General features: G+C 68.2%; 12 protein-coding genes. 3 read left to right on the top strand and 9 right to left on the bottom strand.

What is annotated here, in order from left to right:
- Positions 1-19: 19 nt before the first annotated feature.
- Positions 20-1,096, bottom strand: a complete 1,077-nt coding sequence (locus tag B7495_RS02335) for an Rv2578c family radical SAM protein (protein ID WP_088455151.1) — start codon at positions 1,094-1,096, stop codon at positions 20-22.
- A 225-nt stretch (positions 1,097-1,321) separates the two neighbouring features.
- Complete coding sequence (locus tag B7495_RS02330; RefSeq protein WP_088455150.1) at positions 1,322-2,797, bottom strand: malate:quinone oxidoreductase; 1,476 nt, start codon at positions 2,795-2,797, stop codon at positions 1,322-1,324.
- A gap of 90 nt (positions 2,798-2,887) precedes the next feature.
- Here B7495_RS02330 and B7495_RS02325 point away from each other — a divergent pair, with 90 nt between their 5' ends.
- Positions 2,888-3,883: a glycoside hydrolase family 6 protein gene (locus B7495_RS02325; protein WP_088455149.1), complete on the top strand. Its 996-nt coding sequence runs from the start codon at positions 2,888-2,890 to the stop codon at positions 3,881-3,883.
- 62 nt (positions 3,884-3,945) lie between these two features.
- Positions 3,946-4,932 (top strand): response regulator transcription factor, encoded by a 987-nt coding sequence (locus B7495_RS02320; protein WP_174776279.1) that lies wholly within the window; start codon positions 3,946-3,948, stop codon positions 4,930-4,932.
- 110 nt (positions 4,933-5,042) lie between these two features.
- On the opposite strand, the gene B7495_RS02315 is transcribed toward B7495_RS02320, so the two are convergent.
- On the bottom strand, positions 5,043-5,405 hold the full coding sequence (locus B7495_RS02315; RefSeq protein ID WP_088455148.1) for a hypothetical protein: 363 nt from the start codon (positions 5,403-5,405) through the stop codon (positions 5,043-5,045).
- Positions 5,402-6,835: a glycosyltransferase gene (locus tag B7495_RS02310; RefSeq protein WP_240632360.1), complete on the bottom strand. Its 1,434-nt coding sequence runs from the start codon at positions 6,833-6,835 to the stop codon at positions 5,402-5,404. The genes B7495_RS02315 and B7495_RS02310 overlap by 4 nt, the downstream gene beginning before the upstream one ends.
- Positions 6,836-6,954: 119 nt before the next feature.
- Here B7495_RS02310 and B7495_RS02305 point away from each other — a divergent pair, with 119 nt between their 5' ends.
- Positions 6,955-7,554 (top strand): hypothetical protein, encoded by a 600-nt coding sequence (locus B7495_RS02305; protein WP_088457849.1) that lies wholly within the window; start codon positions 6,955-6,957, stop codon positions 7,552-7,554.
- A gap of 22 nt (positions 7,555-7,576) precedes the next feature.
- Here B7495_RS02305 and B7495_RS02300 read toward each other — a convergent pair whose 3' ends face one another.
- From B7495_RS02300 to B7495_RS02280, 5 genes are all read right to left on the bottom strand, one after another.
- Positions 7,577-8,755, bottom strand: a complete 1,179-nt coding sequence (locus B7495_RS02300; protein WP_088455147.1) for a GGDEF domain-containing protein — start codon at positions 8,753-8,755, stop codon at positions 7,577-7,579.
- 31 nt (positions 8,756-8,786) lie between these two features.
- Entirely contained in the window at positions 8,787-10,448 is a 1,662-nt protein-coding gene (locus B7495_RS02295; RefSeq protein WP_088455146.1) for a cell wall metabolism sensor histidine kinase WalK, read from the bottom strand.
- 16 nt (positions 10,449-10,464) lie between these two features.
- A complete protein-coding gene (locus B7495_RS02290; RefSeq protein WP_088455145.1) occupies positions 10,465-12,834 on the bottom strand; it encodes a bifunctional diguanylate cyclase/phosphodiesterase in 2,370 nt (789 codons plus the stop codon).
- An 81-nt stretch (positions 12,835-12,915) separates the two neighbouring features.
- Positions 12,916-14,019 carry an aspartate-semialdehyde dehydrogenase gene (locus B7495_RS02285; RefSeq protein WP_088455144.1) on the bottom strand — a complete coding sequence of 368 codons (1,104 nt, stop codon included), beginning with the start codon at positions 14,017-14,019 and terminating at the stop codon, positions 12,916-12,918.
- Between the two features lie 302 nt (positions 14,020-14,321).
- Complete coding sequence (locus tag B7495_RS02280; protein ID WP_088455143.1) at positions 14,322-15,617, bottom strand: aspartate kinase; 1,296 nt, start codon at positions 15,615-15,617, stop codon at positions 14,322-14,324.
- Positions 15,618-15,671 lie beyond the last annotated feature (54 nt).

Raw genomic sequence — 15,671 nt, 5'->3', positions numbered from 1 at the left:
GGTGTGTGCTCGGTGAGGGTCAAAACAGAGTGGGTGAGAATTCGGGCGGGAGTTCGGCGGCGATGAGGGACGGCGGCGGGGAGTTGGGGTTGCTGGGCGCGGTCAGCGCCTTGGAGAGGATGCCGCCGGTCGCCGGGTCCTCCCGGCGTCGCTGCAGGCCGTGCGCGCGGATCAGCGGCTGGATGCGCTCGGCCAACCACTGGCGGTACTCCTTGGGCGCGTAGGTCCCGCGTTTGTAAAGCTCGCGATACTGGGGCATGAGCTCGGGATGATCCTGCTCGAGCCACTGGAAGTACCACTCCTTGACCCCGGGCTTGAGGTAGAGGGCGCTGTAGAGCACCCCGGTGGCGCCGGCGGCCTTGGCCTGGCGCATGGCCTCGTCGAGGTGCGCCTTGGTGTCGGTGAGGAACGGCAGGATCGGCATCAGGAAAACCGAGCAGTCCATGCCCTTGTCGCGGATTGCGCTGACCGTGGCCAGGCGCGCCTTGGTGCTCGGGGTGCCCGGCTCGACGGCCTGCTGCAGGGCGTCGTCGTAGATGGCGATGGACATGGCGAGGTCCACCGGCACCTGTTGGCTGGCCTCGTGGAGCAGGTCGAGGTCCCGGCGCAGGAGGGTGCCCTTGGTGAGGATCGAGAAGGGGGTGCCGGAGTCGGAGAGCGCGGCGATGATGCCGGGCATCAGCCGGTAGCGGCCCTCAGCCCGCTGGTAGGGGTCGGTGTTGGTGCCTAGCGCCACCGGATGCTTGCCCCAAGTGGGTTTGGCGAGTTCCTTACTGAGCACCTCGGCCACGTTGACCTTCACGATGATCTCGTTGTCGAAGTCCTTGCCCGCGTCGAGGTCGAGGTAGTTGTGGGTGGGGCGGGCGAAGCAATAGGTGCACGCATGAGAGCAGCCGCGGTACGGGTTGATGGTCCAGCCGAAGGGCATCGCACTCTGGCCGGGCACCCGGTTGAGGGCGGACTTGGCGAGCACCTCGTGGAAGGTGATCCCGTCGAACTCGGGGGTGCGGACGCTGCGCACCAGGTTGTTCAGCCGGGCCAGGCCGGGCAGCGCGCCGGCCTGCTCGGTCGTTAGTTCCTGTCCACTCCAGCGCATGCATCCAGTCGAACACATGTTCGAGTGGGATGCAAGGTGGTGGGTGTCATGCGGGGTGGCTCAACCGGCGGGGCGCCGCATCCGCCGGTCTTGACGTTATGCGGGGTAGGCGCCGTTATGCGGGGGGCACGCCACCCGCACAGCGGCGCCTGACCCGCATAGCTCGCGGTCGGGCAGCGGATGCGGGGCGCAGGCGCAGGCGCAGCGCAGGCCGGCCGGCCGCGCCTACGCGGTGAGGTGCAGGGTCTTGGCGGTGGCGGCCAGGGAGGCGGCGGCCGCGGCGGGATCGTCGGAGAGTTTGGTGCCCAGGCTCGGGACCATCTCGCGCAGCTGCGGCTCCCAGCGGGAGTACTCGCTCGGGAAGCAGCGCTTGAGGAGGTCGACCATGATCGGCGCGGCGGTGGAGGCTCCGGGCGAAGCGCCGAGGAGCCCGGCGATGCTGCCGTCGGCGGAGGTGATGACCTCGGTGCCGAACTGCAGGATGCCGCCGGCCTTGGCGTCCTTCTTCATGACCTGCACCCGCTGGCCGGCGGTGATCAGCTCCCAGTCCTCGGCCTTGGCCGTGGGCATGAACTCGCGCAGCGCGTTGAGCTTGGCCGTGCGGGAGGCAAAGACCTCGCCGACCAGGTACTTCATCAGGCCGAAGTTGTTCTTGGCCACGGCGAGCATCGGCACGAGGTTGTGCGCGCGCACGGAGAAGGGCAGGTCGAACCAGGTGCTGGTCTTGAGGAACTTGGGGCTGAACCCGGCAAATGGGCCGAAGAGCAGTGAGGTCTCGCCATCCACTACCCGGGTGTCGAGGTGCGGCACCGACATCGGCGGCGCGCCCACGGCGGCCTTGCCGTAGACCTTGGCCTGGTGCTGCTTGACGATGGCGGGGTTGTCGGTGCGCAGGAACTGGCCGCTGATCGGGAAACCGCCGAAACCCTTGATCTCGGGGATGCCGCTCTTCTGCAGCAGTGCAAGGGCGCCGCCGCCGGCACCGACGAAGACGAAGCGGGCCTCGACGGTGTTCGTGTAACGACCCACCAGGCTGAGCAGTTTGAGCTTCCAGGAGCCGTCATCCTGCTGCTTGAGCGCGGTGACCTGCTGGTTGAGGTGCACGTCGGTGCCGCGCTTCTTGAGCGAGGCGAACAGGTAGCGAGTGAGGGCGCCGAAGTCCACGTCGGTGCCGGACTCGATGCGGGTCGCTGCGATCTTCTGCTTGGCGGCGCGCTTCTTGGTCAGCAGCGGGGTCCACTTTTCGATGACGGCGGGGTCCTCGCTGTATTCCATCCCGGCGAACAGCGGCTGGTCGGCGAGCACGGCCATGCGCTTGCGCAGGTAGTCCACGTTGGCGGTGCCGTGCACGAAGGTCATGTGCGGGGTGGAGTTGATGAACTTCTCCGGCTCGGGCAGCACCTCGGTCTCCACCAGGTGCGACCAGAGCTGGCGGCTGATCTGGAACTGCTCGTTGATGGCGACGGCCTTCTCGGCCGTGACGGTGCCGTCGGCAGCCTGGGGCATGTAGTTGAGTTCGCAGAGCGCGGCGTGGCCGGTCCCGGCGTTGTTCCACGGATTGGAGCTCTCCTGCGCGAGCTCACCGAGGCGCTCGTAGACCTGGATGTTCCAGTCCGGCTGCAGTTCGGCGAGCAGGGTGGCCAGGGTGGCGCTCATGATTCCCCCGCCAATCAGGGCGACATCGACCTTTTCTGAATTCACGCTCTAACTCTAACCCGCCGCGCGGGCCGCTCCGCCGGGGCGCAGCAGCCCCCGGCTGCGAACGCCGGATGCGGGCGATAAGGTTGCAAAATGGACTCGACCGGTAGTCGTCTCGGCCTTTCCCTGGGCATCATCACCCTCGCTGCGCCCATCGTGGCGCTCGGCCTGTTCATCGGCAGCTTCGCGGTCACCGCCACCAGCGCAGCCGCCGGCAACCCTCTCGCCGGCCGCTCCTTCTATACCAACCCGAACTCGACCGCGCAGGTGGCTGCCACCGCCGCCGCGGTCGCCGACCCGGACTCCGCCGCGGCCGCCACCCTCGGCAAGCTGGCCGAGCAGCCCTCCGCGATCTGGCTGATGCCGGAGAAGTACCCGCTGAACACCGTGCAGGCCGACGTCACCGCCATCGCGGATGCCGCCGAAGAGGTCGGGCAGACGCCGGTGTTCGTGGTCTACGGCATCCCCGACCGCGACTGCGGCAACTTCTCGGCCGGCGGCCTCTCGGAGACCGACTATCCCACCTGGGTGGCCTCCATCGCGACGGCGCTGACGCTGAAGGCATCCGTGGTTATTCTCGAACCGGATGCGCTGGCGCTGGCCACCGAGTGCGGCAACGTGGAGCAGAGGGTGGCACAGATTCAGCAAGGCGTGGCCGCTTTCGCGCCCACGGTCGCCACGGTCTACCTCGACGCCGGCCACTCCGACTGGCTCACCCCGGCCACCGCCGCCGATCTGCTCAACCGCGCCGGCGTCGCGCAGGTGCGCGGTTTCGCGACCAACGTCTCGAACTACAACGACTCGGCCGCCGAGCAGGCCTTCGGTGAGGCGGTCTCCGCGCTCACCGGCGGGGCCCACTTCGTCGTCGACACCTCGCGCAACGGCCGGGGCGGCAACGGCGAATGGTGCAACCCTTCCGGGCGGGCCCTGGGCGGCACTCCCGAAGCCACAACGGATGGGGCCTTGCGCGACGCGAATCTGTGGGTGAAGGAGCCGGGCGAGAGCGACGGCACCTGCAACAGCGGTCCGGCCGCCGGCGAATGGTGGAACGAGCGGGCCCTCGAGCTCGCGGCCGCTGCCGGCTGGTAGCCGGGCGGCGGGCCGAATCGGGCCTATCTGATGGATGCTCGACCCGCGTAATATACTCAGGTATGTCGACGACCGGGGAAATACGCAGGGTAGCGGTCATTATCGAGGACGACGCAGACATCCGCCATCTGCTTGAAGCCGTACTCACCCAGGCCGGGTTCAAGACCATCGCCACGAGCAACGGGCTCGACGGGGTGCGTGCGGTTCGCGCGTACGACCCGATCGTCACCACGCTCGACGTGAGCATGCCGGGCATGGACGGGTTCGAGACCGCCAAGCGGATTCGCGCGTTCAGCGCCACCTACCTCGTGATGCTCACCGCCCGCGACGAAGAGATCGACACGCTGCAGGGCCTGGAGTCCGGCGCCGACGACTACCTCACCAAGCCGTTCCGGCCGCGCGAACTGCGCGCCCGCATCGACGCCATGCTGCGCCGCCCCCGGCTGGCACTGCCGCCGGAGGGTACCGAGGTCATCACCGAGCCCGCCGCCCCCGCGTTCGCACCGGCCGCCGGCGCACAGCTCGCCGCGGAACCCGAGTACACCCCCGCGTACGTTCCGCCGGTCACCGCGCCCGCTCCCCCGGCGGCCGACCTGCCGCCGAGCCTGGCCCCGGTTGCGATGAGCGGGCAGCACGTCGCGACCGTGCCGCTTCCCCAGGCCGGCACCGCCGAATCCGCCAGCAGTGACGCACGCGCCGACGACTGGATCGAGCACAACGGGCTGCGGCTGAGTAACGACATGCGCCTGGCCATGCTCGGCACCACTGAGCTGGACCTGACCCGCACCGAGTTCGACCTGCTGGCCGCACTGCTCGAGTCGAAGCGGCGGGTGCGCAGCAAGGCCGACCTGGCGCTGCTGCTGCGCGGCGAGAGCTACGTGACGTCGTACTACGTGAACGAGGCCGACAAGCGTGCCGTCGAGGCGCACCTGAGCAACCTGCGGCGCAAGCTCGGTGACAGCCTCACCGCCCCGCGCTGGCTGGAGACCGTGCGCGGCGTGGGCTACCGGCTGGCGGCGTCGGATCAGGCCGGGCGCGACTCGTACTAGGGGTCGCTTTCGGGTCGCGGGGTCTCGACAGGCTCGACCGACGGGATGGGCGCGTCTTGTAGGCACGTCACGGGGTCTCGACAAGCTCGACCGACGAGGCGGGCGGGGGCTTAGCGCTGCAGGGCGAACATGGCGGCCAGGTCGGAGCAGGCCAGCTCGCCGACCTCGTTCAGCCTGGTCATGTGACTCACCGAACCCGCGATATCGCCGTCGCGCAGGGCGTCGTGCATCATCGCGGCGGTGGCCTCCACCGTGACCGCCCCCACCATGGTGCTGCTCGAGCGGATGCTCAGCAACACCACGTGGGCTTCCTCGGCATCCGGGAATCGCTGGGTCAGCGCCACGGCCAGCCGCTTGGACCGGCTGTGCCACAGGTGCACGAAGTCGTGCACAAAGCGGCGCTGCATATTCTGGTCGCCGCCCACCTGGGCGAGCAGTTTGCGCAGGGCGAGGGCCTCGATGTGGGCGCTCACACCCGGTAGCCGCGGTGGCGCTTGATCAGTGTGAAGAACATAGTCAAAGTCTGCAGCACTGTGGTCACTCCAAGGATCGGCCATCCGATCCACAGGATGGTGGACTGGACCATGATGGGTAGCTGCAACCAGATGAACACCATCGCGGCCGCCGCGGCGAGTCCCACTAGGAGGGGTACCAGGTAGGCGTTGCCGGAGCCGCGCTCGGCCTTGGCCTGCTCGGCCCAGTTGTCGACCTGCTTGTTGCTGGCGAATTTGGTCCAGGCGCGCACGAAGTGGCCGATCCGCACCCACATGTAGATCTCGGCGGGGAGGAACCCGATTGCGAAGACGATGTCCTTCCAGGTGCGGCTCTTCATCGACATGGCGGTGCGGAAGTTGAGCAGGATGGCGATGACCGGCGGGATCAGCCAGATCGGGCTGAACACGAACGCGTCGATCGACAGCGAAGCGAACAGCAGGATGAAGAACATCACCCGGGTGATGACGTTGACGATCATCGAGAAGTTCTCGAGCCAGCGCAGGCGCAGGTTGGGGTGGAACGGCTGCCCCTTGGTGTCGCCGCGCTGACCGGGCCACATGAGCTCGATGGCGCCGAAGTTCCACTTGACCTGCTGGGCATCCAGGCCGCGCAGCGTGGTCATGCCGCCCACGTTGGCGCGGGCCTGGGCGCTGATCTTGGTGAGGTAGCCGGCGCTCTTGATCTGCAGCGAGAGCAGGGAGTCCTCCACCTCGCTGTCCTTGACCCACGGGGTGGCCTGGTGGCTGTCGACCATGACCTCGCGCAGGGCCTTGATGGAGAAGATCGAGAACTGGCCGCCGAGCACGGCCATGTTGCGGCCGCGCAGCATGTTCTGCATGTTGAACGCGGCGAACTGGGCGCGCTGGCCGGCGATGAGGAAGCTGGGGACGAGGCCCTGGATCACGGTGTCGTCGATGCTGTAGATCGCGGAGATGCCGCCGACGCGGGTGTCCGAGGCGATCTCGGCCTCGAGTTGCTCGACGGCGTTCGGCGCCGCTGTGGTGTCGCCGTCGACGCCGAGCAGGAAATCGCAGCCCTCGATGAGTGAGAAGCCGTAGTTGAGCGCGCCGACCTTCTTGTCGGGGTTGACCCCGATGTCGTGCACGAACACCTCGGTGAACTGCATCACCCCGTCGGTGACGACCTCGTGCGGGCCGGCGTACTGGCTGGCGATCTTCACGGTGTCGTCGGTGGTGTTGTTGACCACCACGTGGATGACGTCGGGCAGCCGGGTCTGGGCCAGCAGCGAGTCGAGCACGCCGGCGATGGAGTCGGCCTCGTTGTACGCGGGAACGATGCAGCCCACGGTGGACCGGTACGTCGGCAGGCCCGCCACCATCGAATTGAACTCGTTGGCGTGGGCATCCGGGCTGGGCGCGGTCTGGGTGGCGTTGTTGCTGTCATTCACAGTCCCCACTGTGTCAGGGCAAAACACGGTCTGACCCCCGGTCGGGGGCAAGGTTTTCACAAGATATGCTCAAGACCAGCGCACCAGCCGCGCGCACCAGTGCACCCCCGGGGGATCCCATGACGACGTCAACCCGTACCCGCCTTGCGGCGCTGGCCTGTGCGGCCGGCCTCACGATTACTCTCGCCGCCTGCGGTCAGGCCCCCTGGGCCGGCCTCGAGGCGAGCCCATCCGCGACCCCGAAGGCCAAAGCCACCATCACGGCGATCGAGAACGATTTGGCCACGGGATCGACCCGGCACCAGATCACGGCCGGGGATGCGGCTCTCACCGTGGACTACTCCTCGAGCCTGAACATGGGCGAGTGGACCGCGGGCGCGAACAAGCCCGTGAGCCTCTCCCTCAGCGCCACGCTCGGCACCGACGACGGCCAGGACGTGTTCCTGTCCAAGATGACCGTCATTACGGCCGTCACCGGGCCCACGGGCGCGCTGGAGCCGCCCGCACCCTTCGTGGACCAGACCACCATAGTGCCCGGCTACCTCATGAAGGCGCCGTACAGCTACGGACAGACCTACGTGCTGTCGGCCCTCGACCCGACGGCCACCAGCGTCACACTGTCGTTCACCTACGAGCTGCTCATCCAGACCACGCCCACCTCGGCCTCATTCGCGAAGCAGACCGCCAGCGACCAGATCACCGTCGCGATCGTGCCCTAGGCCGCCGCCGGCTGTTTCGAGGTTAGGGTTCCCGGGTGACGGCGGCTTCGGTGGTCACGGCGATGTCGTTGCCGCCGCGGCGCTTGACCACGTCGATGGCCCGGCCGGACGCGGCGGTGAGGGCCGCGAGGTCGTACCCGTGGTCGAAGGTGTCCGCGATGCCGAAGCTCGCGGTGAGCCGGATTTTGTAGGACTCCCCCATCGGTCCGTCGACGAGGGCGTTCTGCATCCGCTGCACGATGGTGAGAGCCTCGGTCGCGGATCCGACGGCAGCCAGCACGTAGAAGCGGCCGGCAGCCGGGTGTCCGATCTGCGCCAATAGTGGCGCGCTGCCGCGGAGGGTGTCCGCAAAGCGGGCGATGGCCTCGTCACCGGTGACGCGCCCGAACGCCGTGTTGATCTCGGGGAGGTTGTCGATGTCCGCGCCGATCAGGGCCAGGCCCAGCTCGGCCCGTTCGGCCCGCTGCAGATGGTCGGTGGCGGCCTGCTGGAACGCGGTGCCGGACAGCACGCCCGCGGCCGAATGGATGCCCACGGTGATGTCGCCGACGGCGTTGCTGCCAACCCGCTCCGCGCGCAGGATCGACGTGGCGACGCAGGTCGTCACGATGAGCGCCATGTTGAGGATCGAGGTGGTGCCCGAGTTGAAAAAGGTGATGAAGGTGGCGCTGTCGACGCCGTCCACGGTGAAGACGATGGCGCGGCCGGAGTAGAAGAGGGCGACGACGAAGAGCACGAGCGCGAAGATCCGCCCGTTGACGTTGCGGCGGAGACGGCCGCGCAGGGCCTCGGTGCCGCCCAAGGCGCCCATCAGCGCCACGACGAGCCAGAGCGGGGCAGCCCCGGCCCACTCGCCGCCGTCAGCGCCGGGGAGGAGGCTGATGACGCCCACGACCAGGGCCAGGCCCCCCACCACGGCGAAGCCGGAGCCGCGGCCGTTGTAGACCCTGCTGCCCGACCAGAGCGCGCCGACGGCGATGACCAGGGACACGTTGGCGAACGTGATCGACCACCATGCCTCGGCGCTGACGATGTAGACGCCGTAACCGACGGCCACCATGATGCCCGCCACGAACGCGAGGCTCCACAAACGGCCCGGCGGGTCGTTGCGGTTCAGCGCGGTGTTGAAGATGAATGAGACCCCGCACAGGATCGTGATCAACCCACTGATCATCTGCAGGGTGGGTCCGTCTAGGTGCATGTTGTCCCCCGTTGAGCGCGGCGTGCCACGCTCAACCTCTGTTTACCGGGAGCGTGGCGATTGCCGTCGTCCCCTTGCCTTTGGTCGACTCCAGGCGCAGATCGCCGCCGTGTTCGCGCATGATGTCCCGGCTGATGCTCAGGCCCAGTCCCGTGCCGTGCACGCTGGAGCCCCGCACCGAGTCGGCCCGGTAAAACCTGTCGAAGAGGTTGCCCTGTTCGTCTTCGCTCATGCCCCGGCCGGTGTCGGCGACGCGCACCTCGATGCCGCAGGACACCTCCAGCACCTCGACGCTGACCTTGCCGGACTCCACGTTGTACTTGATCGCGTTGGAGAAGATGTTGTCGATCACCTGGCGCAGCCGAAAGGCATCCGCGGTGACCGTGATCGGCGCCAGCTCGGCCAGTTCGAACCGGATGCCGCGTTGCGCGGCGAGCGGCTCGGCCGACTCGACGGCCTCCGTGATGATCGCGGACAGGTCGCAGGGCGCGACGGTGAGCGCCAAACCCTCTTTGGACTCGCTGGCCGCGGTGAGCAGGCCGGAGACGATTTCGAGGAGCCGGTCGGAGTTCTTCGACGCGATCTCGAGCATCCGACGGGTGTCGGGGTCGATCGTCTCGTCGTCGAGAGCGAGTTCGAGGTAGCCCAGGATCGAGGTGAGCGGGGTGCGCAGCTCGTGGGAGACCGAGGCGACGAGGTCGTCCCTGGCCTGCACGGCCCGCACCTCGGCGGTGACGTCGCGGGTCACGATCACGCCGCCGTCGTACCGGCCGGTGTGGTCGTGGATGGGCCGGGCCGACACGAGCACGGCGGCCTGCGGCTGGTCGGGGGAACCCAGCCACACCGTGACCCTGTCAACGGTTTCACCGCGGATGGCGCGCTGGGTGGGCCGGTCGGGACCGTCGAAGGGCGTGACACCGTCCTCCTTGTAGACGATGGTGGCCAGGCCGATGCCGTCGCTGACGCCGAACCGGGTCAGCATGGACCGCTGGGCCCGGTTGACGAAGTTGACCCGTCCGTCGCTGTCGTAGCCGACCACACCGAAGTCGACGGTGTTGAAGATCTCGTCGAGGGTCTGCTCCTGGCGCCGGGAGCGCTGCAGGGCCGCCTCGAACAGACCGGCCTGTTGGGTGAGCAGCACCCGCTGGGCCAGCGCTCGCCGGTTGGTGGTGTAGGTGACGGAGGCCACGAACGCGAGCATGATCGTCACGACGGCCAGCAGCGGCGCCTGCGAGGTGGCATAGCCGGTGGCGTTGTTCGGGTCGGTGAAGAGCTTCAACGGCAGGCCGGCCCAGAGCAGCACGCTGGCGAAGATGACACTGCCGGCGGCGCCGGCCTGACCGAAGTGGGTCGACAGCCAGATCACCGGGAACACCAGCAGGAAGCTGACGCCGAGCTGCGGCTGCGCCTCGCGCGCCAGGGTGAGCCCGACGATGTCGAGCAGTGGCAGGACGATGATCCAGATCTTGGGCAGCCGGCGCCAGGGCACGGCGGCGGCCAGTCCGGTGGTAGCGAAGATGACCATGACGCCGAGGAAGTAGAGCGGCTCCACGAACATGGACGCGTCCTTGGCGACCGTGACTGCGACGAGCAGCAGGGTAGCCGCGGCCAGGAGCAGCTGGGAGAGGAAAACGGACCGCTCAACGCGCTCCCGCACGCCGACGTGCGGCAACCTCAAACTCTGCTCGACCATACTGCGACCCTAGCGTTCAGAGGGGGAGCTCAGACGCGGCGCGCACGGGCAGTACCGCGGCAGCCCCGAACTCTTCGAGGCGGGCGAGGGTCTTTTCAAAACTGCGCGGCACGCCGTAGTGGAAACCCTGGGCGCTGCGGATGCCCAACGCGGAGAGATGGGTGGCCATGGCCTCGTTCTCGACACCCTCCACGATCATCGAATACTCGAGGTTGTCACCGAAGCCCTGCAGGGCCGTGAGCACCTCACGCTGGCGCACATCGTCGAGGTCGTCGACGAGGCTCTTGTCGATCTTGAGGATGTCCATCGGCATCCGCACCAGCGCGTCGACCGAGGAATCCTGGGAGCCGTAGTCGTCCAGGGCGATCATGATGCCGATGTCGCGGAGGTGGTCGGCCTGGGCGCGCACCGCGGTGGACACCCGGGCGACAGAGCGTTCGTTGAGTTCGAGGCAGAGCGAGATGCCCGGGTAGCGGTCAGCCAGTTCTTCGACGAAGCTGCCGACCCGCTGCGGCAGGATCTGGCCGGCCTCGACGTTGATGGTCATGCAGACGATGCGCGGTTCGATCAGGCGGAAGTCCGCAGCGGCGGCCATCGCCTTCAGGGCCACCTGGCGGGTGAGCGCGTCAAGCCGGCCGAGGCTCTTGGCCTTCTCCACCAGCGACGGCGGTGACAACGGGCCGAGCTCGGGGTCGGAGTACCGCACCAGCGCCTCGAAGGCCCAGATCTGGCCGGTGACCAGGCTCACGATCGGCTGGAAGGCCAGTTCGAGCAGGTCTTCGTCGATGGCGCGAGCGACAATGTCGTTCATCTGCGACGAGCGGTGCCCGGAGATGTTGATGCTGCTCTCGTTGGCCGGGCCGCCGCGGCGGCGGGACTTCTTGATCGCGAGCATGCTGCGGTCGGCGTCGCGCAGCAGCTGGTTGACATCCGTCTCGCGGTGCGCGGAGTAGGCCAGACCGATGCTGAGGATCGGGTTGAGCACGGTGCCACTGACGGCGAGGGGCTCGCCGGTGGCCTCCATGATGTTCTCGGCCAGCAGCTTCGCCTCGGCCAGCGACGACAGCCGGGTGAGGATGACGACGAACTCGTCACCGCCGACGCGGGCGACGACGTCGTAGGGGCGGATGACGGCGCTGAGTCGACGACCGATCTCACTGAGAATCTCATCGCCGGCCTGATGGCCGTAGCGGTCATTCATCCGTTTGAAGTCGTCGAGGTCGATGAACAGCACGGCCAGCGCCTCGGAGTAGTCGCGGTGGTCGTTGATGTTGGCCAGGGCATCCTGGAAGGCACCATAGTTGGGCAGCCCGGTGAGAGGGTCGGTGTTGGCGCGAATGGTGAGGCCGCCGATGCTCTCCCGGGCGGCGTAGACCACGTCGGCGGTGTGCGCGAGGGCCTGCAGGGCGCGTCGGTCATCCCCGGTGAACGGGTAGTCCATCACGTCGCGGCGGGCCACCAGGTATTGGCCGAGCGCGCCGATCGACAGCGGGGCGTCGATCTCGCCCAGGCCGGCCGGCTCGTGCCGGATGCCGGCGGATTCGACGCCCACCGTGGCGATGGCGGCGCGACGCAGCACGCTGGCGAGGTCGACGCTGCTGCTGGCCGGGCTGATGGTGATGGGCGTGGCCTGCCCGCCGGACTTGACGAAGTGGTTCGTGGCGTTGAGGTCGATGACCCCGTCGACCACGCCGGCCAGGCGGCGGCGCATCGCCTTGGCGCGTACGAGCAGGATCGTGCCGACGCCGACGATCGCAAGGGGCACCAGGGTGACGGCGGTGGCGAGGGTATCGGTGCGGGTGTCGAAGAACGGATGCGTCCACTGGCTGATCAGTGAGCAGAACCCGGCGAACCCGCCGCCGATCAGGGCCAGGCGGGCCACCGAGTAGTGACGTCCTGGGCCAAGGTCGAGGCTGGGCCGGTCGAACCGCCGGCGGAGGGCCTCCAGGACCACCACCGTGGTGAGGTAGGCGACCGCTGCGGCGGCTGTTGCGCCGGCGGCGGTCACATCGAGGGACTTGAGCAGGCCGAGGACGCCCGCGAACGCGGCACCGCCCAGGCCCGTGAGCCCGGCCGCGTACAACGCCAATTCGGGCCGGTGGGCGCGGACCCAGACCACGATCAGAACGCCCAGGCAGACCAAGCCCACCGACATCAGCGGCGCGAAGACCGGGTCGAGAGCCAGGACGACCACGATGGGCAGGCTGACCACCGGGCTGCGGTGCGGCACCGTGCCCAGCCGGAGCCGGGGGATCTCGAGGACGCCCGTGACGGCCACGGCCATCAGGGCGATGAACAGGTGTTCAGCGTTGCCGCCGAGAACGAGCTGGATGAGTGCTGAGCCGATGAGCGCCAGCGCGGTCGCCGCGAATACGGCGAAAGCCACCCGGCTCCCGGTTCCTGCTGCCCTGATCGTCTCCACAAGCTCTGACAATAGCGGAGCGGACCCGGCGGCGTGCCCGCGGGGCTATCCGATGTCGACGTGGGTCGCGAGTTTCGCGGCGATGAGCTCGGCGATCTGCACCGCGTTCAGCGCCGCACCCTTGCGCAGGTTGTCGTTGCTGATGAACAGCGCCAGGCCGCGGCCGTTGGGCACGCCGGGGTCCTGACGGATGCGGCCCACGAAGCTCGGGTCGGCGCCGGCGGCCTCCAGCGGCGTCGGGATGTCGCTCAGCTGCACGCCGGGCGCGTCACTGAGCAGCTCGGTGGCGCGGGCGACGGAGATCGGCTTGCTGAATTCGACGTTGATCGACAGCGAGTGGCCGGTGAAGACCGGCACCCGCACGCAGGTGCCGCTGACGAGAAGCTCGGGCAGCTGGAGGATCTTGCGGCTCTCGTTGCGGAGCTTCTTCTCCTCATCGGTCTCGAACAGACCGTCGTCGACGATCGACCCGGCCAGCGGGATGACGTCGAACGCGATCGGCCGCTTGTAGATGGTGGGCTCGGGCATGCTCACCGAGGAGCCGTCGTGTACCAGCTGGAAGAGGTTGTCGTCGCCGGCCGCGGCGCGGATCTGGCTGGCCAGCTCCTGGGCGCCGGCCAGGCCGCTGCCGGAGACCGCCTGGTAGGTGCTCACGATGAGCCGTTCGAGGCCGGCCTCGTCGTGCAGCACCTTGAGCACAGGCATGGCGGCCATGGTGGTGCAGTTCGGGTTGGCGATGATGCCCTTGACGGCCTGGTCGATGGCTTCCGGGTTGACCTCGCTGACCACCAACGGCACGTCGGGGTCCATCCGCCAGCCCGACGAGTTGTCGACCACGGTGACGCCGGCCGCGGCGAACCGGGGCGCCTGGCTCTTGGACAGGGTGGCGCCGGCGGAGAAGATCGCGACGTCGAGTCCGGTGGGGTCGGCGGTGGAGGCGTCTTCCACGACGATCCGCTCACCCTTGTAGGGCAGCACGGTGCCGGCGGAGCGCGCGGACGCGAAGTAGCGGATGCTGGCGACCGGGAAGTCGCGCTCCTCGAGCAGGCGCCGCACGACGGCGCCGACCTGGCCGGTGGCGCCGACGACGCCGATGTTGATCCCGGCGCGGCGGGGTGCTGCGGTGCTGGTGGCTGCGGTGCTGGTCACTGTGTGGTCCTTACTCAGTCAAGTCTGGTGCGGGTCGGTCTCGTGCCGGTGATCTTGTGCCGGGATGCGCATAACTCCTGCAATTCTCCCCGGTTGGAGCCCAAACGGGACAAAACGGGGGTTTTTGGCAGAAATTGCAGGAGTTATGCCGGGGGTGCGCGGGTTTTGGCATCCGGTGGGCTGGCGGGCCGGTGGGTGCCCGCGGGGTTCAACTGTTGCCGATGCGGACAAATGGTGCCGGCGTACCGGGCGCAGAAGTCCGCATGGGCAACAGTTGGCTGCCGTGCGGGCGGGACGGGGCCTTAGCGGCCGGTGCCGCCGTGCACGACGGCGTCGTCGTCGCTGTCGAGCCCGAAGGCCGTGTGCACCACGCGCAGGGCCTGGTTGATGGTGTCGGCGCGGGTGACAACGGAGATGCGGATCTCGCTGGTGGAGATCATCTCGATGTTGATGCCGGCCTCGAACAGCGACTCGAACAGCTTCGCCGAGACCCCGGTGTTGGTGCGCATCCCGGCGCCGACCAGGGCGAGCTTGCCGATCTGGTCGTCGTACTGCAGGCCGGCGAAACCGACGTTGGCCTGCTCGTTGGTGAGCGCGGTGAGTACCTGCTGGCCCTCCGACTTGGGCAGGGTGAACGAGATGTCGGTCAGACCGGTGGATGCGGCCGACACGTTCTGCACGATCATGTCGACGTTGGCGTTGGTCTTGGCGACGATCTTGAAGATCTGCGCGGCCTTGCCGGGGATGTCGGGGACACCGACGACGGTGACCTTGGCCTCACTGAGGTCGGCGGCGACCCCCGCGATGATGGGCTCTTCCACGGGCTCTCCATTCAATATTTCGGTGGCGTACGGGCTGGTGGCGCCCGGGTTGTAGACAATGGTGCCGGTGTTGTTGTTGAACGACGACCGCACGTGCAGCGTGACCCCGTGCCGGCGGGCATATTCCACGGCGCGAATGTAGAGCACCTTGGCGCCGGCGGCGGCGAGCTCGAGCATCTCTTCACTGGAGACCCGCTCGAGCTTGTGCGCCTTGGGGACCACGCGAGGGTCGGCGCTGAAGATGCCGTCGACATCCGTGTAGATCTCGCAGATGTCAGCGCCGAGCGCGGCGGCGAGGGCGACGGCGGTGGTGTCGGAGCCGCCGCGGCCGAGGGTGGTGATGTCCTTGGTGTCGCGGTTGAAGCCCTGGAAACCGGCGACGATGGCGATGGCGCCCTCGTCGAGGGCATCCCGCAGGCGTCCGGGGGTGACGTCGACGATGCGGGCGGCGCCGTGCTGGGCATCCGTGATCATGCCGGCCTGGCTGCCGGTGAACGAGCGGGCGTCGTAGCCCATGCTCTTGATCGCCATGGCCAGCAGGGCCATTGAGATGCGCTCGCCGGCGGTGAGCAGCATGTCGAGCTCGCGGGGCGCCGGGATCGGGGTGACCTCGTGGGCGAGGTCGAGCAGCTCGTCGGTGGAGTCGCCCATCGCGGAGACGGCCACGACGATGTCGTTGCCGGCTTTCTTGGTGTCGACAATGCGTTTGGCAACGCGTTTGATGCTCTCGGCGTCGGCAACGGATGATCCGCCGAACTTCTGCACGATCAGGCTCACGTGGGCACTCCTGGCTTCCGGGTACGCGGCGACATCCCGCGCTCCCATCCTAAA

Source organism: Cryobacterium sp. LW097 (assembly GCF_002205495.2).
Classification (GTDB): domain Bacteria; phylum Actinomycetota; class Actinomycetes; order Actinomycetales; family Microbacteriaceae; genus Cryobacterium; species Cryobacterium zongtaii.
Note: the sequence above shows the minus strand (reverse complement) of the source record. Positions and strands in the feature narration are given on the sequence as shown.

Bases quoted from the DNA above. Each gene is read 5' to 3' on its own strand.
- B7495_RS02325 (WP_088455149.1), top strand. From the start codon at position 2,888: ATGGACTCGACCGGTAGTCGTCTCGGCCTTTCCCTGGGCATCATCACC.
- B7495_RS02320 (WP_174776279.1), top strand. From the start codon at position 3,946: ATGTCGACGACCGGGGAAATACGCAGGGTAGCGGTCATTATCGAGGAC.
- B7495_RS02300 (WP_088455147.1), bottom strand. From the start codon at position 8,755: ATGCACCTAGACGGACCCACCCTGCAGATGATCAGTGGGTTGATCACG.
- B7495_RS02305 (WP_088457849.1), top strand. From the start codon at position 6,955: ATGACGACGTCAACCCGTACCCGCCTTGCGGCGCTGGCCTGTGCGGCC.
- B7495_RS02295 (WP_088455146.1), bottom strand. From the start codon at position 10,448: ATGGTCGAGCAGAGTTTGAGGTTGCCGCACGTCGGCGTGCGGGAGCGC.
- B7495_RS02335 (WP_088455151.1), bottom strand. From the start codon at position 1,096: ATGCGCTGGAGTGGACAGGAACTAACGACCGAGCAGGCCGGCGCGCTG.